Raw genomic sequence first — 20979 nt, forward strand, 5'->3', positions numbered from 1 at the left:
TTTCCGGCCCGCTGGATATGCTTCCAGTAGGTTCGGTCCTGGGTCTCAGCAATATGTTTGTGGAAGAAGATAGTGCGAAAAACCTGGGGCCGAGCCTATCCGTTGGAGGATTCTTTGTCAAGAAAGGGGATATGCTATGAGACAACTCCCATCGCAGCTCTCGCGCCGCTCGTTCGTGGCCGCTGGAGCCTGCGCTACGGTGGCTTCCCTCGGCCTTCTGGCCGGATGCGCCACCGAGACGGCGGGTGCACCGGAGCCGAAGGAAGAGGCGCCCGAAGCGCCCGAGCCTACGACCGAGGCCGCCTCTGAGCCCGCGGCCAATCTGGCCGATACCGGGGAGGAGAACGTCGTCTACATCGTGGACCGCCTCGTGGCCAAGCCCGGTGACGGCAAGGCCGTGCTGGATGACTTCATGGCGAACATGAAGCCGCTCATCGAGGGGGCGGGCTGGACATTCAAGCGCGCCACCGTGTCGCCGGCCCTGTGGCTCGACACCGACAGCAACATCATCGAGATCGAGTGGACCATGGCCGATATCGTGCAGGCGGCCTGGGCCTACTCTTCCGGCACGCGCTACAACCCCGAGTACGTCCAGTGGTGGGCGGCCATGAGCGACCGTCTCGTTTCCCACGATCGCGTCTATTCGGCTTCCGAAAGCTACATGGAGGTGCTCAACAATGTTTAATGCGGTATTTTCGGTGACCCTCGCCGAGGGAGCCAACGCCGAGCGGTACGTGGCCGACGCCAAGGCGGCGGCCGAGGCCGTGAGCCCGGTGTTTCTGGCCGACATGGTGCTCGAGCCGCCCATGCCCGGCGGCAACTTCTTCTGCGAAGTGGGCTTTGCCGACCAGGCCGCCTACGAGGCGGCCAAGGGCGGCGAGGCCTGGGGTGCGCTCACGGCGCTTATGAACGACAGCCCGTCGGTGGCCAACTGCGAGTTCATCGCCTTTGGCGAGGGCACCCTCACCCTTCAGGAGAAGGAGAAATCCACCTGCCATCGCGTGCTGTTCTTCAGCATTCGCGAAGGGGCCGACCCGGCCATGGTGGAGAAGATGGAGGCTCACATGAACGATATGTGCGCCCATGTGCCCGGCCTGCGCAACTGCAAGTTCGCCCCGGTGGTGGAAAGCTCCGGCACCGATGAGTGGGCCTACGCCTACGAGTGCGACTTCGACGAGCCCATGACCTTCTTGGGCAAGTACATGTCCACGCCGTTCCACTTCCTCTACATCGACAAGTTCTTCGAGCCGGCTTGCGGCGAGTGGGTGGCCAACCCCAACTTGTGCACCCCCTATCTCGCCCAGGAGAAGCCCTTCCTGGCGAGCTTCGAATAGCCGAGCCGACGCCTCTCTCCCGCGGCCGCCGGGGCCCTCCCCTCCGGCGGCCGCTGCGCGCATTCCCGGGGATGTTCCCCTCTCGTTCTTTCCGCTCGCCACCTCGTCGTTCATGCCGGCGTGATTGTCTTGATTCCCTGGTGCGATCTGTTACTAATTTGTTAGAATGGGGCATACTCAAGATAACTGTGCCCAAGGAGAGACGCGCGCCCATGGAAATGACGACCGAGCAGCTCGATCTTATCACCTGCGAGCTGGCCACTATCAAGGAACGCTCGCCGTTCTACGGAAAGAAATTCGAGGGAATCGACGTGGCTGCCGTGCGCACCCAGGCCGATTTCGAGAGGCTTCCCTTCTCCGAAAAGGACGACCTGCGGGCCGCCTATCCGCTGGGCCTGCAGGCCGTGCCCGACGAGGAAGTGGTGCGCATTCACAGCTCGTCTGGCACCACGGGCACGCCCGTCATCATCCCCTACACCCAGCAGGACGTCATCGACTGGGCCACCCAGTTCGCCCGCTGCTACGAGATGGCCGGCGTCACGCCCCTCGATCGCATCCAGATCACCCCGGGCTACGGCCTGTGGACCGCCGGCATCGGTTTTCAGCTGGGGGCCGAGCGCTTGGGCGCCATGGCCATTCCCATGGGTCCGGGCAACACCGACAAGCAGCTCCAGATGATGCAGGACCTGAAATCCACGGTCATCACCGCCACCAGCTCCTACGCCCTGCTTTTGGCCGAGGAAATCTCCAAGCGCAGCCTGCGCGACAAGATCCACCTGAAGAAGGGCGTCATCGGGTCGGAGCGCTGGGGCGAGAAGATGCGCAACCGCATCCAGAACGAGCTGGGCATCGAGATCTACGACATCTACGGCCTCACCGAGGTGTACGGCCCCGGCATCGGCATCTCCTGCGATGCCCACGCCGGCATGCACATCTGGGACGATTTCGTCTACATCGAGATCGTGGATCCGGAAACCGGCGAGAACCTGCCCGACGGCGAGGTGGGCGAGCTGGTGCTCACCACCCTGCGCAAGCAAGGCGCCCCGCTCATTCGCTACCGCACCCACGACCTCACGCGCATCATTCCCGGCGACTGCCCCTGCGGCTGCCACCACCCGCGCATCGATACGCTCACGGGCCGCACCGACGACATGTTCAAGGTGAAGGGCTGCAATATGTTCCCGGCTCAGGTGGAGGAGGTCATCAAGGCCACCGACGGCACCAGCTCCGAGTACCAGGTGATGATCGAGGCTGTGAACGGTCACGACGTGCTCACCGTGCTGTTCGAGACGCCGCTCACGGGCGAGGCGCTTACCCGCTGCGAGGAGGAGCTTGCGCTCATCTTCAAGGCGAAGCTCGGCTGCACTCCCGAGGCCAAGGGCGTGGCCGTCGGCGAGCTGCCGCGGTCCGAGAAGAAGACCAAGCGCATCTTCGACAGCCGCTACTAGCGAAGAGAGCGGAGAGGCGCTATGACGTTGAAACGCCATGGGGGGGGGTGCTCGTCCTCGCCGAGCTGCCCGCGGGATTCCCGCGGATTGGCCGGTGACGCCCCTGAACCCTCGGGGACGCACCAGCGCCCCATCGATAAGCGGGAGCTCGAATGCGAGAGCACGCGAGCGCGAAGCCCGGGATGGAAGGAGTTAACCATCGCTACGAGCTTGAACCATAGCAAGCAGACGATTCTCATCGTCGATGACTCGATGCTCAATCGAGCCCTGCTCGCCGACATGATCGGCGACGCCTATCGCATTATCGAGGCCGAGGACGGCAAGCAGGCCGTGGCCGCGCTGCAAAAGGAGGGCACGGGCATCTCGCTCGTGCTGCTTGATTACGTCATGCCCCAGATGAACGGCTTCGACGTGCTGGAGGTCATGAACCGCAATGGCTGGATCAAGGACATCCCGGTCATCATGGTGTCCGCCGAGTCCGACGCCGCCTACATCGAGCGGGCCTACGAGCTGGGTGTGACCGACTTCATCAATCGCCCCTATGACGTGAACATCGTGCGCCGCCGCGTCATGAACACCCTCATGCTGTACCAGAAGCAGCGCACGCTCATGGGTATGGTGGCCGATCAGGTCTATGAGCGCGAGAAGTCCAACAACCTCATGGTGTACATCCTGTCCCACATCGTGGAGTTCCGCAACGGCGAGAGCGGCATGCACGTGCTGAATGTGCAGGCCATGACCGAGATGATTCTCACCCAGCTCGCGGCCATGACCGACCAGTACCCGCTGACGACTGAGGATATCTCGCTCATCACCATGGCCTCGTCCCTGCACGACATCGGCAAGATCGCCATTCCCGAAGAGGTGCTGAACAAGCCGGGCCGCTTCACCGACGAGGAGTTCGCCATCATGAAGACCCACTCCGCCGTGGGCAGCGACATGCTGGACGATTTGGAGCTGTACAAGGATGAGAAGCTCGTGAAGCTGGCTCGCGAGATTTGCCGCTGGCACCACGAGCGCTATGACGGCCGCGGGTATCCCGATGGCCTGGTAGGCGATGAGATTCCCATATCGGCCCAGGTGGTGGCCTTGGCCGATGTGTACGACGCCCTCACGAGCCAGCGCGTGTACAAGCCGCCCTTCAGCCACGAGGAGGCCCTGCGCATGATTCGTGACGGAGAATGCGGCGCCTTCAACCCGCTGATCCTCGAATGCCTGACAGCGGTGGCCGACGACCTGGAGAGCCGCCTGAATCGCGGCGTCACGGGCCGGGAGATCTCCGTGGAGAGCCTGCGCGTGGTGGATTCGGCCCGCGATGCCGGCGAGACCGAGGCCTCGAGCCGCACCCTGGAGCTGCTCGATTACGAGCGCATGAAGTACCACTTCTTCGCTTCCATGAGCAACGAGGTGCAGTTCGAATATACCGCCGAGCCCCCTATGATCGTGCTTTCCGATTGGGGCGACCGCAAACTCGGGCTGCCGGAAATCATCATGGATCCCTATCGCGACGAGGCCTTCTGCGGGGTATTCGGCGCCGATAACCTGCAAGAGCTGTGCCATCGCCTGCGCGCGACCACGGCGGAAGAGCCCCTTATCGATATGGAGATGGAGGCCACCGTGGGCGGCGAAACGCGCTGGCTCCACGTTCTTGCCCGGGCTTTGTGGTCCGACGAGAATCCCCCCACGTACCTGGGGTCTCTCGGCAAGTTCGTCGATATCGACGACCGCCAGGCCGAGCTTCACGACCTGCAGTTCAAGGCTTACCACGATCCTCTGACCGAGGTGGTGAACGGGGCGTTTGCCCGCAAGGTCATCACCGAGCGCCTGGGCGCGGAAGGCGAGTGCGACCGCCATGATGATCGGCACGTGCTCATCGTATGCGACCTAGACTTCTTCAAGCAGGCTAACGACGCCCACGGCCATCAGTTCGGTGATCGGGTGCTCCAGCACTTCGCCGACCGCCTGCGGGACAGCGTGCGCAGCGATGACGTGGTGGCCCGCGTGGGCGGCGATGAGTTCCTGCTGTGCATGGGCTGCTCGGTGGACCCGCGTCCCCTCGTGGAGCGCATCCATCGGTCCTTGGAAGGGGAGTTCGAGGGCTTCCCGCTGTCGGTGTCCATGGGCGTGGCCACCACCGATGGCGGCGTGCGCGACTACGACGAGCTGTTCCGCCGCGCCGATGTGGCCCTCTACCACAAGAAGCGCGATGGTCGTGGCGGCTACGTCTTCTACGACGATTTGAGTGACCAAGAGCGGGCGTTCTCTCTCGATGAGCCCTGCACGGCACTTTCGGGCATAGACAGAAACGATTCAGACCAGTAGACTGCTGGGGAGGGTCACGTTAAAGGAGAACATCATGTCTTTGGAAATTGCCTATGCTGCCATGGGCGGCGATCTGGAAACCGTGCGCGGCCGATTGCTGACCGACGAGCGCATCGAGAAGTTCGCGAAGATCTTCTTGCAGGACACCTCCCTGCAAACGCTGGAGAATGCCCTGGAAGCCGGTGATTTCCCCGAGGCCTACCGCGGCGCCCACACCCTGAAGGGCGTGAGCCGCGATTTGGGCTTTACCCCGCTGTACGAGGCCTCCTGCGCTCTGTCCGACGCCCTGCGCTTGGACGACGCCGGCACCCCCGCCAACCTGGCCGCTGTGCCCGAGCTGCTGCCGGCCGTGCGCGCGGCCCACAGCCTCGTGGTGGATTCCATCGCCATTATATAAGTAGGGCGGGTATCGCAAGGGTCCGCGCCGGCGCCGGCGGGGCCGTGGAGGCACGAGGCCGAGGAAGCCGCGATACGACTTCCGAAAGGAACTGAGACGAATGACTGGAACTGACAACAAAGTAAGACGCGGGCGCATCATCGTGATCCTGGCCGCCCTGGCCGTGGTCATTGCCGCATTCGTCCTGTTTACCTCCATGAACAACGAGCGTATCTCCGAGCAGAACGCCAAGTACCTCCAGGGGTCTACGGAGCAATCGGCCCGACGCATCAACGAGTGGATGACCGACTCGCAGACCGAGGTGAAACTGTTGTCCTCCATGTACGAGAGCACGCTTGAGAGCGTGGAGGATATCGACGTCGACAGCATCAAGCAGCTGGCCGACTACACGAAGTTCGACTACACGACCATCTCCCTGGCCAGCGGCCGAACCTTCGACAACACGGGGAAGGAGGGCGACGCCTCCGACCGCGAGTACTACCTGCAGGGCATGGAGGGCGCCTCGGGGGTGTGCGCCACCGATCATTCGCTGTTCTACGACGATCTGTCCGTGATCTTCTACACGCCCCTGTACTTCCAGGGCGAGGTAGTCGGCGTCATCAGCGGCGCCTACCGCGAGGGTTCCATGGAGGAGTTCCTGCGCACCTACATCTTCGACGAGCAGACCAACACCTACCTCGTCGAGCGCGATGGCGCGGTGGTGGCCCATTCCTCCACCACCTACAGCAACAATGTGCGCAACGCCGTCGACCTGTACCTGGAAGGGGATGGCTCGGGCAACATCTCGCGCACCGAGCTGGAAGAGGCCTTCCGCAACGGCACCTCGGTCACCTTCAACTACCAGGGCGATTCTGGCTCTGGCACAGCCTATGTGATGCAGGTGGCCAACTACGACTGGATGCTCATGCGCACCTTCCCCGCCTCTATCACCGATGCCATGCAGGCCCGCGCTAACCTGGCCGGCCTCATGCTGGTAGCCTTGGTGGGTGGCGCGTTGGCCCTGGTGGCGGGCTTCCTGCTCGTGCAGACCATGCGCCAGCGCCGCAAGCTCATCAGCGAGAGCGAGCATGTGACGAGCATCGTGTACTCGTCGCTGGCCCTGTTCCAGCGTTTCGCTGTGATCGATCTGAAGAACAACACCTACGAGTACCTGAAAGATGAGGGCATTAACGACGACTTGCCCCGCAACGGTGAGTACCACATGTTCCGCTACTATTGGCAGACGCGTTTCTGCGATGACAGCGAGGCCGCCCGCATGAAGGAAGAGCTCACGCCGGAGTTCATCAGCGAGCATTTGACCGAAGACGTGACCTACCTGCATTTCGAGTACCGCCTTAAGGACCAGGAGACGGGCGAGACGCGTTGGAATCAGGCCTCTATGCTGCCCCTGCAGCGCGATGCGGCCGGCCGGGTAACGAGCGTGCTGCTGTCGGTGCAAGACGTCACCGACGTGAAAGAGCGCGAGATTGCCAACCACAATGCCCTGGAGGATGCGTTCCGTGAGGCCGAGCGCGCCAGTCGCGCCAAGACCGACTTCCTGAACTCCATGAGTCACGATATCCGCACGCCCATGAATTCCATCATGGGGCTGACGGCCATTGCCTCCATGTACGTGAACGACCCGGAGCGGGTGAAGGACTGCCTCACGAAGATCACCACCTCGAGCCGGCATCTGCTCGGCCTCATCAATGAGGTGCTCGATATGGCGAAGATCGAGAGCGGCAATTTGGGCCTGTCCGAGGAGGACTTCGATCTGCCCGAGACCGTGGAGAGCCTGCTGTCCATCATGACGCCGCAGATCAACGACAAGAAGCTGAACCTCAAGGTGGAGATCGCCGATATTCGCCACGAGCACGTGGTGGGCGATCCCATGCGCCTGCAGCAGGTGTTTGTGAACATCATGGGCAACTCGGTGAAGTTCACCCCCGAGGGGGGCACCGTGAGCCTGCACATCAAGGAGCTGCCGAGCCGCGTGAAGGGTTCGGGCTGCTACGAGTTCACCTTCTCCGATACGGGCTGCGGCATGTCCGAGGACTTCGTGAAGACGGTGTTCGAGCCCTTCACGCGGGCCAACGATTCCCGCGTTACCAAGGTGGAGGGCACCGGTCTGGGCATGTCCATCGTGCGCTCGGTGGTGAACCTCATGAACGGCACCATCGACGTGAAGAGCAAACTCGGCGAGGGCACCACCTTCACCGTGACCGTGTACATGAAGCTGCGCGACGGCGATGATCAGGACCTCACGCCCCTGGAGGGGCTGCGGGTGCTCGTGGCCGACGACGAGGAGTCGGCCGCCGAGAGCGCCTGCGAGGTGCTGAAGACCATCGGCATGGAGCCCGACTTCGTGCTGTCCGGCGAAGACGCCGTGGCCGCCGTGCGCGATGCCACTGAAAGCGACCGCGCCTACGTGGCCGTCATCCTGGATTGGAAGATGCCCGGCAAGAGCGGCATCGAGGCCGCCCGGGAAATTCGCGAGATCGTGGCCGACGACATGCCCATCATCATCCTGTCGGCCTACGACTGGACCGCCGTGGAGCAGGAGGCGCGCGCCGTGGGCGTGGACGCCTTCATTGCCAAGCCGCTGTTCCGCAGCCGCCTCGTCCATGTGATGAAGGGGCTGCTCGTGGCCGAGGAGACCGAGCCGGCTAGCGAGTACGAGGTGCTCCAGCAGAGCGACTTCAGCGGGCACCGGGTGCTGCTGACCGAGGACAACTCCATCGCCGCGGCCATCGCCCTGGATATCATGGGCATGACTGGCTTGGAAGTGGATCACGCCGAGAACGGCCGCATTGCGGTGGAGACGCTCCTGAATGCCGAGCCGGGCCACTATGATCTGGTGTTCATGGACATCCAGATGCCGGTGATGAACGGTTACCAGGCCGCGAGCGCCATCCGCGCCGCCGCCGAGGGCAAGGGCCCCGACGGCGAGGCCATCGACCCCCGTCCGGACCTGGGCACCATTCCCGTGGTGGCCCTCACGGCCGATGCCTTCGCCGATGATGTGGCCCGGGCCCGCGCGGCGGGCATGAACGCCCACATGTCCAAGCCCATGGAGATCGAGCTGCTGGTGAAGACCTTGAAGGAGTGGCTGTAGGGCCATGGCTCATCTGCGTCGCCATAGCGCTTCGGTGGTCGCCGTGCTGGCGGCGCTGCTGCTGTGCGCGACGGCCCTCGCCGGCTGCGGTTCCGGCGGCGATGGCGGGGGCGGCGGTACGCCGGCGGCCCCGGGCGCTTCGGAGCCGGCGGCCGAGGGCGATGGGGGCACTACGGCGGGTCCGGCCTTCACGGCCCCGGGCTCAGTGGCCCTCTCTGCCTTCCATGGCGACTTCGCCGAGACCGGCAACGGCTGTTCCATCGACGTTTCGGCGGCGGCCGACGGCTACGTGGGGGCATCGGCCCAAAGCGACAGCCGCCTCAAGTTCCAGGTGACCAAGGGCGAGGCCAGCTACAACTACGATCTGCCCAGCGACGGCACGCCCATCGTGGTGCCCCTCAACATGGGCAACGGCTCCTACAGCTTCCGCGTCATGCAGAACACTTCGGGCAACAACTACGTGGAGCTGTTCGCCACGACGGCCGACGTGTCGCTTTCCAGCGAGCAGGCCCCCTTCCTCGTGCCCAATATGTTCGTGAACTACAACGAGTCCTCGGCGGTAGTGGCCAAGGCCCGCGAACTGGCCGCCGGCGCTGCCAACCAGGGCGACGTGGTGCGCAACATCTACCAGTGGGTGGTGGCCAACATCTCCTACGACCATGACAAGGCCGCCGAACTGGCCTCGGTCACCGGCTACGTGCCCGATCCCGATGCCACCTTGGCCGCGGGTACGGGCATCTGCTTCGACTACGCCTCGCTCGGGGCCGCCATGCTGCGCTCCCTCGGCATTCCCTGCCAGCTCATAACGGGCTATGTTGCCCCCGATGACATCTATCACGCTTGGAACATGGTATATATTGACGGAGAATGGGTGAGCGTGGAAATGAGCATACAACCGAACAGCTGGACCCGGGTGGATCTGACCTTCGCCGCCAGTGGCGCGAGCAGCACCATCGGCGACGGGACCGGCTATACCGACCGTTACACGTACTAGGGAGAGGCAAAAGGACATGGCCAAACCGAAACTCGACAGCGCGGGCATCAGCCTTTTCTGCGAGAGCGTCGCCATGATGCTGGCGGCGGGCATCCAAACCGACGAGGCAGTGGGGATGCTGTCCGAGGACATCGGCGACACCGCGCTGCAGGCCACCTGCACGACGGTGTACCGCAGTCTGAACGGAGGCGAGACCCTGGCTCGCTCTATGGAGGCGTCGGGGGCCTTCCCCCGCTATGCCGTGGACATGGTGCGGGTGGGCGAGAACGCCGGCCGCACCGAGGAAGTGCTGCGCTCCCTGGGCGTCTACTATGACGAGGAGGACCGCCTGTTCGCGAAGATCCGCTCGGCGGTGGGCTACCCGGCGGCGCTGCTGTGCATCATGTCCATCATCCTGGCCTTCACGGTCATCATCATCCTGCCGGTGTTCGAGGACGTGTACGTCTCCATCGCCGGCTCGCTCACCAACGGCTCTTCGGGGGCCGTGGGGCTGTCGGTGGCCATCGGCTGGGTGGCCCTCGGCGTGACGCTGGCCTGCACCATCGTGGCCCTCGGCGGCGTCATTGCCTGTCGCTCCGAGGCCGGCCGCATGGCGGTGATGAGCCTGTTCGAGAGGGTGCCCGCCACGAAGGGAGCCATGGAGCAGCTGGCCGTGTCCCGCTTTGCCTCGGCCCTGGCCGCCTACACCGCTTCGGGCGTGAACACCGACACGGCCATGAAGGAGGCCATGGAAGTGGTGGAGCACGCTGGTCTGAGGCGCAAGGCCGCCGGCGCCTACGCCCTCATGATCGACAGCGACGAGCCTCGTTCCCTGGCCCAGGCCATCAGCGAGGCCGAGGTGTTCGAACAGATTCACGCTCGCATGCTCACCATCGGCACGCGGTCGGGCTCCTTGGACGCGGCCCTGGATCGCCTGTCGGCGAACTTCTTCGACGACGCTATCCTGCAGATCGATGGCGCTATCGACAATATCGAGCCAGCTCTGGCGGCCTTCCTCACCGTGGCGGTAGGCGCCACGCTCATCTCGGTCATGATGCCCCTCATCGGCATCATGGGATCGATCGGATAGCCCCATGATCCACGGGAAGACAGCCCAGATGAGAAGGGACCGCGCCCGGCGCACGGTGGCGGTCATCGCGGCCTGCGTGCTGGCCGCGGTGCTGTGGTTCGCCTGGGATACGGCTCAGGGCCAGACGGCGGCCCAGAGTGCCGTGTCGGTGCGCAACGCCGTGATGGAATCCGCCCTGCAGTGCGCCGCCGTGGAAGGGGCCTACCCTGCGAGCCTCGATTATCTGGAAGACCATTACGGGCTCATCGTGAACCACGCCGACTACGTGGTCACCTACGAGGCCTTCGCCGCCAACCAGCCGCCGAGCGTGGAGGTGAGGCCCCGATGAGCCCGTGGAACCCCGCCCGCATGCCCGGGGCCGACGGTCCGGGCACCGCGAAGGCCTACGGCGGCAACCCCCGTCGCCAGGAGCGCGATTTCGGCCGCGTGTTCACGGGGCTTCTGTTCGCGCTGTTCGTGGCCACGCTGCTCATGGCCATTCTCGTGGGCACGGGCGTGTACCGGGTCCTGCATCAGGAGGGGGCCGCGGCCGACAACCAGCGCCTGTCGCTCACGCTGCTGGCCAACGACGTGCGGGCCAACGACCAGATCGACGCCGTGGCCCGGGCCTGGGTGACCGAGGACGCGGTGTCCGTGGAAGTGGCCGAGGCCGACGGCTTTGAGGCAGCCGCCATCGAGGAAGATGCACACAGCCTCTTCCAGGGGCCGGCTCTTGTGCTGCGCGAGACGCTGCCCAGCGGCGTGTACGAGACGCGGCTGTACCGCTACGACGGCACCATCATGGAGGAGTACGCCCTGGCCGATGCCCCCTACGACCCCCAAAAGGCCACGGCCATCGTGGACTCCTCGGTATTCTCGTTCTCCTACGAGGACGGCCAGCTCACCATCGAGACCGACGCCGGCGCCACGGCGGTGGCCCTGCGCAGCGGGGGAGGTGAGCGCTGATGACTCGGGGAAATGCTCGCCGCTCCATGGCCGACTACTCCGTGGCCTCCCATGCCCGGGGCGTAGCGGCCGGCGATGAGCGCCTGGAGCGCTATCACGAATATGTGGGCCGCCACCGGGCCGAGCGCCGGGTGTGGCCCGGGGCTGCCTTCATCGTGGAGGCCCTGCTGCTGCTCGTGTTCCTGGCCGGGTCCCTGGCGGTGCTCATGGATCTGAACGCCGATGCCGACGCCGCCGGAAAGCAGAGCGCCGACCTTATGGGCGCTTTGGTGCTGGCCGCCAACGTGGCGGAGGAATTCGCCGCCGATCCGATGGCTCTCCAGGAGGCCTACGCTGCCGACCCCGCGGCCGACCGGTGGCTCTCCTGTCCGCTCGACGCGGTGGAGAGCGGCTCCGACATCCTGCGAGCGGAGTGCGCCTTCGCCACCGAGCCCACCGAGGGAGGCCTGCTGCACCGGCTGACCCTGACCGTGTGGAAGGAGCGCGTGCTCACCGATCGGGAGCAGGCGGCGGCCGAGGGCTATCTCATCAACGACTCCGAGGGTGCCTGCTTCGAGCGTTGGACGGAAGAGCCCGTGTACACCGTGGAGACGGCGCGCTACGTGGCCGGCGACGGCACCCGTCCCGCCCGCTCGACTGCCGGTGCGGCCGGCGATGCGGCTGACGGTGGGGAGCTGTCGGTCGTGCTGGATGATCCCGCGGCGCCGCCCGTGACAGGCGCGACCGGCGGCCCGGCCGCCGATGGCGCGGGTGCGGCCCCGACCGAAGGGGAGGTGTCCCATGGCTAGGCCCCACGGATCGGTGCGCATCGGCCCCATCAGCCTGTTCACCCTCATCATCATCTTGTGCCTGGCGGTGCTGGCCGTGCTGTCGGTCACCACGGCCCGGGCCGAGCTTTCGGTCACCGAGCGTCAGGCGGCCACCACCACCGAGACCTACCAGCTGGAGGTGCGGGGCCAGGAGTTCCTGGCGGCCGTGGACGGCGCCCTGGCGACCGGCGACGCTGCGGCTCTGGAGGCGGTGCTCGCGGACTACGGCGTGGCAACGACGGCCGCGGTCCCCGGTGCTGACGGCGCTGACGGCACCGGCGCGGCGGGGGGCGGCGACGTCTCGGCCGGCGAGACCATCGAGGACGAGACCCCCTCGGGCAACGCCGTTCCGGCCGCCGGCGTGACCTTGGCCGATGACGATGGGGGCGCGGGGGCCATCACGGTCTCCGGCACCTTCGACGGCGCCCTCGTGTCCGCGACGTTTGCCATGGACAGCGGCCGCACCCTGGCTGTAGGGCTGCGGGTGAACGACGACGGCACCTGTACCATCGAGCACTGGAAGACCACGACCCAATGGACCGACGACGGCACAGGCGAAACCCTGTGGCTCGGCTAGAGATAGGAGAAAGCGAACCCATGGAACTGAAGACACTGCTGCAGGAAATGATCGACAAGAAGGCCTCCGACGTCTTCATTGTGGCCGGTCTGCCGCTCACCTACACTGCCGACGGCCGCCAGATTCGCATGGACATGGCGCCGCTCATGCCCGCCGACACCCGGGCGCTCGTGGAGGCCATCTACGGGCTGTCCGGTCGCGACATGACCATCTTCCTCGACGGCCACAACCACGACGACGACTTCTCCTTCGCCGTGGCCGGCATGGGCCGCTTCCGCGTGAACGTGTTCCGCCAGCGCGGCTCGCTCGGCGCCGTCATCCGCGTCATTCCCTTCACGCTGCCGAACCCCGCCGACTACCACATTCCCGACGATGTCATGGCCTGCGCCGACTTCCAGAAGGGCCTCGTGCTGGTTACCGGCCCGGCTGGCGCCGGCAAGTCCACGACGCTCGCCTGCATCATCGACAAGCTGAACAAGGCGCGCTGCGGCCACATCATCACCATGGAGGACCCCATCGAGTACGTGCATCGCCATGAGGGCTGTATCGTCACCCAGCGCGAGATTCCCTCGGACGTGGCCACCTACGCCGAGGCCCTGCGCTCCGCCATGCGCGAGAGCCCCGATGTTATTCTGCTCGGCGAGATGCGCGACCAGGAGACCATCGGCACGGCCATGACCGCCGCCGAGATGGCCCAGCTGCTGTTCTCCACGCTGCACACCACGGGCGCATCCTCCACGGTGGACCGCATCATCGACGCCTTCCCCGCCAACCAGCAGCGCCAGATTCGCATGCAGCTGTCCATGGTGCTCCAGGCCGTGGTGTCCCAGCAGCTGGTGCCCACGGTGGACGGCGGCATCGTACCGGCCTTCGAGATCATGACCGCCACGCCAGCCATCCGCAACCTCATTCGCGAGGAGAAGACCCACCAGATCGACTCGGTCATCGCCAGCTCCGCCGGGGCCGGCATGCGTACCATGGACCAGAGCCTGTATCGCCTCGTGAGGGACGGCATCGTGGCCCGGGAAGTGGCCCTGCAGCACGCCATCCACCAGGAGGCCCTCAAGAAGCGCTTCGAGAGCGAGGGTATGTAGGGGCTGGCCTTCGGGCTTCGGCCGGTCGCGGCACCGGCTTCGGCTGGGTGCCCCGGCCTTTGGCGCGAGTCCTCTCCAAAGGGCGGCCGCACGGTCGCCCTTTTTGGTCGGAAGACGGCGGCGACCTTGGTTTTTCCGCGCGAGAAGAAGTTTCTGCGGTATTATGATTGGTTAGGATATTGCCCCATTTTCTGGGGCCGACATGGGGAAGGACGGGAACTTGAGCGACTACAACTGGGCGTGCGGCAAGGAGTACCGGGAGATTCGCTACGAGCTGTGCGACGGCGTGGCGAAGATCTCCATCAATCGGCCCGAACGGCGCAATGCCTTCACACCGCTGACGGTGATGGAGATGTACGACGCCTTCTCCGAGGCGCGCGATGATGCCAGCGTGGGGGTCATCCTGCTGACGGGTGTGAACCACGGCGGTCGTCACGAGGACGAGGCCTTCTGCTCCGGCGGCGACCAGAAGATTCGCGGCAACGGCGGCTATGTGGGCGAGGACTCCATCCCTCGCCTGAACGTGCTCGATTTGCAGCGGCTCATCCGCGTGGTGCCCAAGCCCGTCATCGCCATGGTGAACGGCTATGCCATCGGCGGCGGCCACGTGCTCTCCATTCTGTGCGACCTCACCATTGCCGCCGACACGGCGAAGTTCGGCCAGACGGGCCCTAAGGTGGGCTCCTTCGATGCCGGTTACGGCGCGGGGTACCTGGCTGCCATCGTAGGGCAGAAGAAGGCCCGCGAGATCTGGTACCTCTGCCGCCAGTACAGCGCCGCCGAGGCTCTGGAGATGGGCCTGGTGAACAAGGTAGTGCCCTTCGACGACCTGGAGCGGGAGTGCATGGATTGGGCCGCCGAGATGATGCAGTTTTCCCCCACGGCCCTGCGCTTCATGAAGGCCTCCTTCAACGCCGCCACCGACGGTCTGGCGGGCATCCAGCAGCTGGCCGGCGATGCGACGCTTCTGTACTACACCACCGACGAGGCCAAGGAGGGCCGCGACGCCTTCAAGGAGAAGCGCGTTCCCGACTTCACCCAGTTCCCGAAGTTTCCGTAGGAGAGGGAGCCGAGGGGTGGCCGGGATCCGTCGATGATCGATATATTTGAAAGCACCGCCCAGGCGCGGCCCGATGCCGTGTTCTTCTCCTTCGTCGATCGGGCGGGGGAGGAGACGGCCTACACCTATCGCCAGACACGGCTCATGGCCGCCCAGCTGGCCCGGCGCCTGCGGGACAAGGGGGTCTTTCCCGGCGACATGGTGGCCGTGGATCTGCCGAATTGCCCGCTGTACGTGTTTCTGGCCCTGGCCGCCGCCTACGGGGGCTTCGGGCTGGTGGTCCTCAACCATCGGCTCACCGATGCCGAGAAGCTCATGCGGCTTCTGGAATTGGAGCGCTGCGGCGTGCGCATCGCCCACCGCGTGGACGCCGCGAGCGAGCGGCGCCTCTTCGACCAGGTGAGCCAGTCGCTGCTGCGGGGGGAATCGCGCACGGGGCGCGTGGATGATTCCCTCGGCGGCGTGGTGGAGGACGCCATCCACTTCGCCGAGCGGGCGGCCCATACCTTTGACGCGGGGCACCGGGCTCTCATCATGTTCACCTCGGGCACCACGGGCAAGCCGAAGGGGGCCGAGCTCACCTGGCGCAACCTGGTGGAATCGGCCGAGGCATCGAACCGGGTGCTCTCCCCGCGCACGCTGAATCGGGGCCTGTGGCAGGCGGTGCTGCCCTTCTTCCACGTGGGCGGCTTCCAAGTGCTCGTGCGCAGCGTGTGCAGCCGCTGGTCGCTGCGGCTCTACGAGCGCTTCGATGCGGGCACGGTGCTCCGCGATGCCACCGAGCTGCACGCCACCCACATCTCGGTGGTGGACAAGATGCTCCAGGATATGCTGAACTGCCGCCCGAGCGTGCTGGCCCAGTACCACTGCCTGCTGCTGGGGGGCGGCCCGCTGAATGCGAACACGGTGAGCCGCGCCTTGGAGGCCAAGGCGCGCATCTATGCCAGCTACGGCATGACCGAGACCTCGAGCCAGGTGGCGAACACCCTCGTCACGCCCCAGTTCACCGGCGGCCTGCGGCTGCTGCCCGGCTATTCCGCGCGCATCGTGGAGCCGGATGGCGCCGGCTTCGGCCGCCTGGCCCTGCGGGGACCCGGGGTGTTCTCTGGCTACGTGAACGGGCGAGCGGCCTTCACGGTGGACGGGTTCTTCCTCACCGGCGACACCGCCGCCCTGCATGAGGGATGCCTCTACATCCGCGAGCGCACGGCGGACATGTTCGTGTCCGGCGGCGAGAACGTGTACCCGGCCGAGATCGTGGATGCTCTCGTGCGCATCCCCGGCATTGCCGATGCCTACGTGTTCGGCGTGCCCGACCTGCGCTGGGGCCGCCGTCCCGCCGCCGTGGTGGAGTTGGCGCCGGCTGCCCCGCCCCTGTCGGCCGCTATCATCAAGGATGCCCTGGCCCGGCGCCTGTCGCGCCTCTACATTCCCGAGCAGATCTGCATCGTGGACGAGATGCCGCGCACGGGCATCGGCAAGGTCGATCGGGTGGCCTGCGAGGGGCTGTTCCGCCAGCATATCGACATCAAGCGCGTGGTGCTGCACAAGGTGCGCCTGCCGTTTTCCAAGCCCTTCAAGACGCCGAAGGAGACCCTGACCTACCGCGAGCTCGTCATCGTGGAGGTGGTGGACAAGAAGGGCCGCGTGGGCGTGGGGGAATGCACGGCCTTCGACACCGACTGGTATCTGCCTGAGACCCTCGGCGAAGATTTGGCGGTCATGCGGGAGGTGCTGGCCCCGCGTGTGATCGCCGGCACCTACCTGCATCCCCGGGAAGTGGCCGCCGACCTGGCGGCGGTGGAGGGTATGGAGCGGTTCCCCATGGCCATGAGCGCCATCGAGATGGCCTGCTGGGACCTGTTCGGCAAGGTGACCGAGCAGCCGCTGTGGGCCCTGCTCGGCGAGGAGTTCGACCGTCTTTCGCGGGTGGCCGCCTTCTGTGAGGAAGAGCCCGCGGCCCTGGGCCATGCGGCGCCCACCGGGCGGCGGTGCCGGCCGCGCCAGGTGTACAGCGGGGCCGTGGTGGGCATGGGCACGCCGGCCCAGACCGTGGCCGAGGTGCGGGCCTGCGTGCGCCAGGGCTACCAGCGGGTGAAGCTGAAAGTGGCCCCGGGCAAGGGGCTGCCGGCGGTGCGGGCTGTGCGCCGGGCCTTCCCCGACCTGCTCATCACGCTGGATGCGAACCAGAGTTTCAGCCTGCACCACATGGCCGAGCTGCGCTCCTACGACGAGTTGGACATCGGCTGGATCGAGGAGCCGCTGAACCTGGACGCGGTGGGGGTGAGCCGCCACGAGAACGCCTTCTCCCGGCTGGCCTCGTTCCAACACACCCTGGCCATGCCCCTGTGCGTGGACGAGTCCTTCGTGAACGCCGCCGAGGCCAACCGCATCTTCGAGTACCCGGAGCTGCGCTGTGCCATGGTGAAGATCGGGAAGTTCGGCGGTATCCAGCGCTCTCTGGAGTTCGTGCACAAGGCCCTCTCGCGGGGGCGCGAGGTGTGCATGAGCGGCATGTACGACACGGGTATCTCGCGGTTCGTCCACGCGGCCTTCCAAACGCTGCCCGGGGTGGTCATTCCCGGCGACTTGGGGGCCACGGACCGCTACTTCGACGCCGATCTCACGGTGCCGGCCTATACGGCCCCCGACGGCATCATCACGCTGAACGGGGAAGGCCACGACTTCGGCATCGGCTGCGAGTTGGCCCCCGATGCCCTGGCAGCCCACCGCCAGCGCCGCTTCACGGTGGAGTAGGCGCTGCGTCGGGCTAAGTGTCGCGGCGAGCCGTCGCGCGCCACCGAGGGGCCGCGGTGTCCGGTCGGTCGCTCGGCTGACAGAGCGCGGGATTCGCGGTGCCCCTCGCAGATTCTTGTGCCCTTTTAACGGCTCGGCAACATTGGCGCAGGCGTACGATTTATACTGACGAGGTAAGCGATCTTTCTGAGATGGAGGATTCCGTGGGCGGCTTTTTCGGAGCAGTTTCCCAGCGCGACGTGGTGCTGGATGTGTTTTTCGGCGTGGACTATCATTCCCATTTGGGTACCCGGCGGGCGGGCATGATCGTGCGCGATCACGCCGACGGGTTCCAGCGTCAGATTCATTCCATTGAGAACACCCCCTTCCGCACGAAGTTCGAGGACGACATCGTGCGCTTCCATGGCACGAGTGCCATCGGCTGCATTTCCGATGCCGACCCCCAGCCGCTGCTGGTGCGCTCGCATCTGGGCACCTTCGCCATCACCACCATCGGTGCCATCAACAACGCCGAGGCCCTGGTGGAGGAGTATTTCTCGGGGCGCACGACCCAGTTCATGGCCCTCAGTTCCGGCGCGGTGAACGCCACGGAGCTGGTGGCGGCCCTCATTAACCAGAAGGACGACCTGGTCAGCGGCATTCAGTACGCCCAGTCGAAGGTGGACGGCTCGCTCACGCTGCTCATCATGACCGATACGGGCGACCTCATTGCGGCCCGCGACTTCATGGGCCGTCTGCCGGTGCTCGTGGGGCGCGACGAGAACGGCCATTGCGTGGCCTTCGAGAGCTTTGCCTACCACAAGTTGGGCTACCATGACGAGTACGAGCTGGGGCCGGCCGAGATCGTGCGGCTGACGCCCGATGCCATCGAGGTACTCTCGCCGGCGCGCGACGAGATGAAGATGTGCGCTTTCATGTGGGTGTACTACGGCTACCCGAATTCCAACTACGAGGGCGTGAACGTGGAAGTGATGCGCTATCGCAACGGCGCCATCATGGCCCGCGACGAGGCGGCCCGCGGCGCGCGTCCCGAGGTGGATTACGTGGCCGGCGTGCCCGATTCCGGTGTGCCCCATGCCATCGGTTACTCCACGGAAAGCGGCATGGCGTTCGGCCGCCCGTTCATCAAGTACACGCCCACCTGGCCCCGGTCGTTCATGCCGGCGAACCAGGATCTGCGCAACAAGATCGCCAACATGAAGCAGGTGCCGGTACCCGAGCTCATCCGCGACAAGAAGCTGCTGTTCGTGGACGACTCCATCGTGCGCGGCACTCAGCTGCGCGAGACGGTGAACTTCCTGTACGATTCGGGTGCTGCCGAGGTGCACATGCGCAGCGCCTGCCCGCCCATCATGTACAGCTGCAAGTACCTGAGCTTCTCTTCCAGCAAGTCCGATATGGATCTCATCGCCCGCCGCGTGGTGGACCAGTTGGAAGGCGAAGAGGGCGTGGCGCATTTGGACGAGTACGCCGATGCCACCACCGAGCGCGGCCAGTGCCTCCTGCGCACCATCTGCGAGGACATGGGATTCGATTCCTTGAGCTATCAGAGCCTGACCGGCATGATCGAGGCCATCGGCATCGACCCGGAGAAGATCTGCACCTACTGCTGGGATGGTAGGGAGTAAGAACTCGTTTTGCATTCACGATCGTAGCGCTGTTCTCAAAGGAGCCGACCCAGGTTGGCTCCTTTTTTGCGGCACTCTCGAAAATGCTCTCGATAGAGAGTGCGACTTCGAGAGTGAATCGAGAGTAATTTCGAGAGCGGCTGGAATATCGCGCCGCATGTGCCGTGATCGGCCTTTGCTCGTTGACCGCGTGCCCTACCGTAGGGCGGCATCGACTTCGTCGAGGGCGAGCGCTTCCGTTTCCGCGGCTTTCTTTTCAGCGCGCAGGGGAAGGTATTCGCTGATGACGATGCCGGCGAAGATGAGGGCGAAGCCGGCGAACGACGAGAGGGTGAGTACTTCGCCGAGCAGCAGGATGGAGAACGTGACGCCGAAGACCGATTCCGTGGCCAGGAACAGCGAGGCCTGGGCGGGATCGACCCGGGCCACGGCCATGTTCTGGAGACCCAGGGCCACGCAGCTGGCGAACGCCGTGATGTAGACGAGGCTGACCCACGTGTCGGCGCCGAGGGATGCGAAGTTGGGCGTGGGCTCGGTGAGGGCACCCACGATGAGGCCGAGGATGCCGGCGGTGATGAACTGGACGACCGTGAGCAGCGTCATGGAGCGGCCCGGGGCGTACTTCGCCGTGTACAGCACGTGCAGGCTGAGGAAGAACGCCGAGGCCAGGGTGATGAGGTCGCCGAAGCGCAGTGAGAAGGCGCCGGCACCGCCGTAGGCTACGCAGGCAACGCCCGCAACGCAGAGCAGGGCGGCGGCGATGTTGAACCGGGTGGGCCGCTTCGCAATGATGATCCAGCCGAGGAACGGGATGATGACCACGTAGAGCGTGGTGAGAAACGAGCTGTTCGAGGCCGTGGTGTCGGTGAGGCCGGTGGAGTTGCACCAATAGGAGGCGAACAGGAGCACGCCGAGCACGGCGCCATCGCGCAGGTGCCCGCGCCTGTTGCGGGCGTAGGCCTGGCGAATGCGCGGCAGGGTGACGGCTCCCAAGATGAGACCGGCCCCCAGGAAGCGCACGCCGACGAGCCACGAGGGCGGGAAGGCATCGACGGTGGATTTGATGACCACGGTGCCCATGCCCCAAATGGCCGCCGACAGGAGCAGCGCGGCCCTGTAAACCCACGGGGGCAAGCTGGTATGTCGGGCGAGGGAAACCATAGTCGTTGCATCATAGCATGGTGTGTCGAAGTGTGCAGGAATTGTGCCGTCATTGGTGCGGGAAAACTTTTTCTTGCAATCGGTCGAGATCAGAGTAATATATATCCTTGCCTTTGAGAGGCAACCCATTGCGGGGTGGAGCAGTCTGGTCAGCTCGTCGGGCTCATAACCCGAAGGTCGGTGGTTCAAATCCGCCCCCCGCGACCAAGAAATGACAGCCGTCGAGTTCGCTCGACGGCTTTTTTGTTATAGCGTGGGCGTTGCGATGGGCGTGGGGCGTAGGAGATACG

The 20979-nt window shown here is 65.3% G+C and carries 17 protein-coding genes and 1 tRNA gene; 17 read left to right on the forward strand and 1 reads right to left on the reverse strand.

Annotated elements, in window-relative coordinates; all coding sequences use genetic code 11:
* The first annotated feature begins 136 nt into the window (after positions 1 to 136).
* From ACTOXK_RS03165 to ACTOXK_RS03240, 16 genes are all read left to right on the forward strand, one after another.
* Positions 137 to 685 (forward strand): hypothetical protein, encoded by a 549-nt coding sequence (locus ACTOXK_RS03165; RefSeq protein WP_482277284.1) that lies wholly within the window; start codon positions 137 to 139, stop codon positions 683 to 685.
* Positions 678 to 1334, forward strand: a complete 657-nt coding sequence (locus tag ACTOXK_RS03170; protein ID WP_482277283.1) for an antibiotic biosynthesis monooxygenase family protein — start codon at positions 678 to 680, stop codon at positions 1332 to 1334. The genes ACTOXK_RS03165 and ACTOXK_RS03170 overlap by 8 nt, the downstream gene beginning before the upstream one ends.
* Positions 1335 to 1546: 212 nt before the next feature.
* Positions 1547 to 2782, forward strand: coding sequence for a phenylacetate--CoA ligase family protein (locus ACTOXK_RS03175; RefSeq protein WP_482277282.1), 1236 nt, complete (start codon positions 1547 to 1549; stop codon positions 2780 to 2782).
* A gap of 210 nt (positions 2783 to 2992) precedes the next feature.
* Complete coding sequence (locus ACTOXK_RS03180) at positions 2993 to 5104, forward strand: bifunctional diguanylate cyclase/phosphohydrolase (RefSeq protein ID WP_482277281.1); 2112 nt, start codon at positions 2993 to 2995, stop codon at positions 5102 to 5104.
* 34 nt (positions 5105 to 5138) lie between these two features.
* A complete protein-coding gene (locus tag ACTOXK_RS03185; RefSeq protein WP_482277280.1) occupies positions 5139 to 5501 on the forward strand; it encodes an Hpt domain-containing protein in 363 nt (120 codons plus the stop codon).
* A gap of 100 nt (positions 5502 to 5601) precedes the next feature.
* Positions 5602 to 8595, forward strand: a complete 2994-nt coding sequence (locus tag ACTOXK_RS03190) for a hybrid sensor histidine kinase/response regulator (RefSeq protein ID WP_482277279.1) — start codon at positions 5602 to 5604, stop codon at positions 8593 to 8595.
* Between the two features lie 4 nt (positions 8596 to 8599).
* The gene (locus ACTOXK_RS03195) at positions 8600 to 9589 is read left to right on the forward strand and encodes a transglutaminase-like domain-containing protein (protein ID WP_482277278.1); all 990 of its coding nucleotides are present in this window, start codon (positions 8600 to 8602) and stop codon (positions 9587 to 9589) included.
* Positions 9590 to 9605: 16 nt separating this feature from the next.
* Positions 9606 to 10658 carry a type II secretion system F family protein gene (locus ACTOXK_RS03200; RefSeq protein ID WP_482277277.1) on the forward strand — a complete coding sequence of 351 codons (1053 nt, stop codon included), beginning with the start codon at positions 9606 to 9608 and terminating at the stop codon, positions 10656 to 10658.
* A 28-nt stretch (positions 10659 to 10686) separates the two neighbouring features.
* Complete coding sequence (locus ACTOXK_RS03205) at positions 10687 to 10986, forward strand: hypothetical protein (RefSeq protein ID WP_482277276.1); 300 nt, start codon at positions 10687 to 10689, stop codon at positions 10984 to 10986.
* Positions 10983 to 11603, forward strand: coding sequence for a DUF4860 domain-containing protein (locus tag ACTOXK_RS03210; RefSeq protein WP_482277275.1), 621 nt, complete (start codon positions 10983 to 10985; stop codon positions 11601 to 11603). Before ACTOXK_RS03205 ends, ACTOXK_RS03210 begins: the two co-directional genes overlap by 4 nt.
* Complete coding sequence (locus tag ACTOXK_RS03215) at positions 11603 to 12391, forward strand: hypothetical protein (RefSeq protein ID WP_482277274.1); 789 nt, start codon at positions 11603 to 11605, stop codon at positions 12389 to 12391. Before ACTOXK_RS03210 ends, ACTOXK_RS03215 begins: the two co-directional genes overlap by 1 nt.
* Complete coding sequence (locus tag ACTOXK_RS03220) at positions 12384 to 12989, forward strand: hypothetical protein (protein WP_482277273.1); 606 nt, start codon at positions 12384 to 12386, stop codon at positions 12987 to 12989. The genes ACTOXK_RS03215 and ACTOXK_RS03220 overlap by 8 nt, the downstream gene beginning before the upstream one ends.
* A 20-nt stretch (positions 12990 to 13009) precedes the next feature.
* Positions 13010 to 14083, forward strand: a complete 1074-nt coding sequence (locus tag ACTOXK_RS03225) for a type IV pilus twitching motility protein PilT (RefSeq protein WP_482277272.1) — start codon at positions 13010 to 13012, stop codon at positions 14081 to 14083.
* 220 nt (positions 14084 to 14303) lie between these two features.
* Positions 14304 to 15143: a 1,4-dihydroxy-2-naphthoyl-CoA synthase gene (menB, locus tag ACTOXK_RS03230; protein WP_482277271.1), complete on the forward strand. Its 840-nt coding sequence runs from the start codon at positions 14304 to 14306 to the stop codon at positions 15141 to 15143.
* A gap of 33 nt (positions 15144 to 15176) precedes the next feature.
* Positions 15177 to 17900, forward strand: coding sequence for an AMP-binding protein (locus tag ACTOXK_RS03235; RefSeq protein WP_482277270.1), 2724 nt, complete (start codon positions 15177 to 15179; stop codon positions 17898 to 17900).
* A 203-nt stretch (positions 17901 to 18103) separates the two neighbouring features.
* Positions 18104 to 19528 (forward strand): amidophosphoribosyltransferase, encoded by a 1425-nt coding sequence (locus ACTOXK_RS03240; protein WP_482277368.1) that lies wholly within the window; start codon positions 18104 to 18106, stop codon positions 19526 to 19528.
* Positions 19529 to 19723: 195 nt separating this feature from the next.
* Here the strand turns inward: ACTOXK_RS03240 and ACTOXK_RS03245 are convergent, their stop codons facing one another.
* Complete coding sequence (locus ACTOXK_RS03245) at positions 19724 to 20689, reverse strand: DMT family transporter (RefSeq protein WP_482277269.1); 966 nt, start codon at positions 20687 to 20689, stop codon at positions 19724 to 19726.
* A 129-nt stretch (positions 20690 to 20818) separates the two neighbouring features.
* Between ACTOXK_RS03245 and ACTOXK_RS03250 the strand changes: the two genes are divergently transcribed.
* Positions 20819 to 20896, forward strand: a tRNA-Met gene (locus tag ACTOXK_RS03250).
* Positions 20897 to 20979: the final 83 nt, after the last annotated feature.

The sequence above is a fragment of the Adlercreutzia sp. genome (assembly GCF_056795635.1).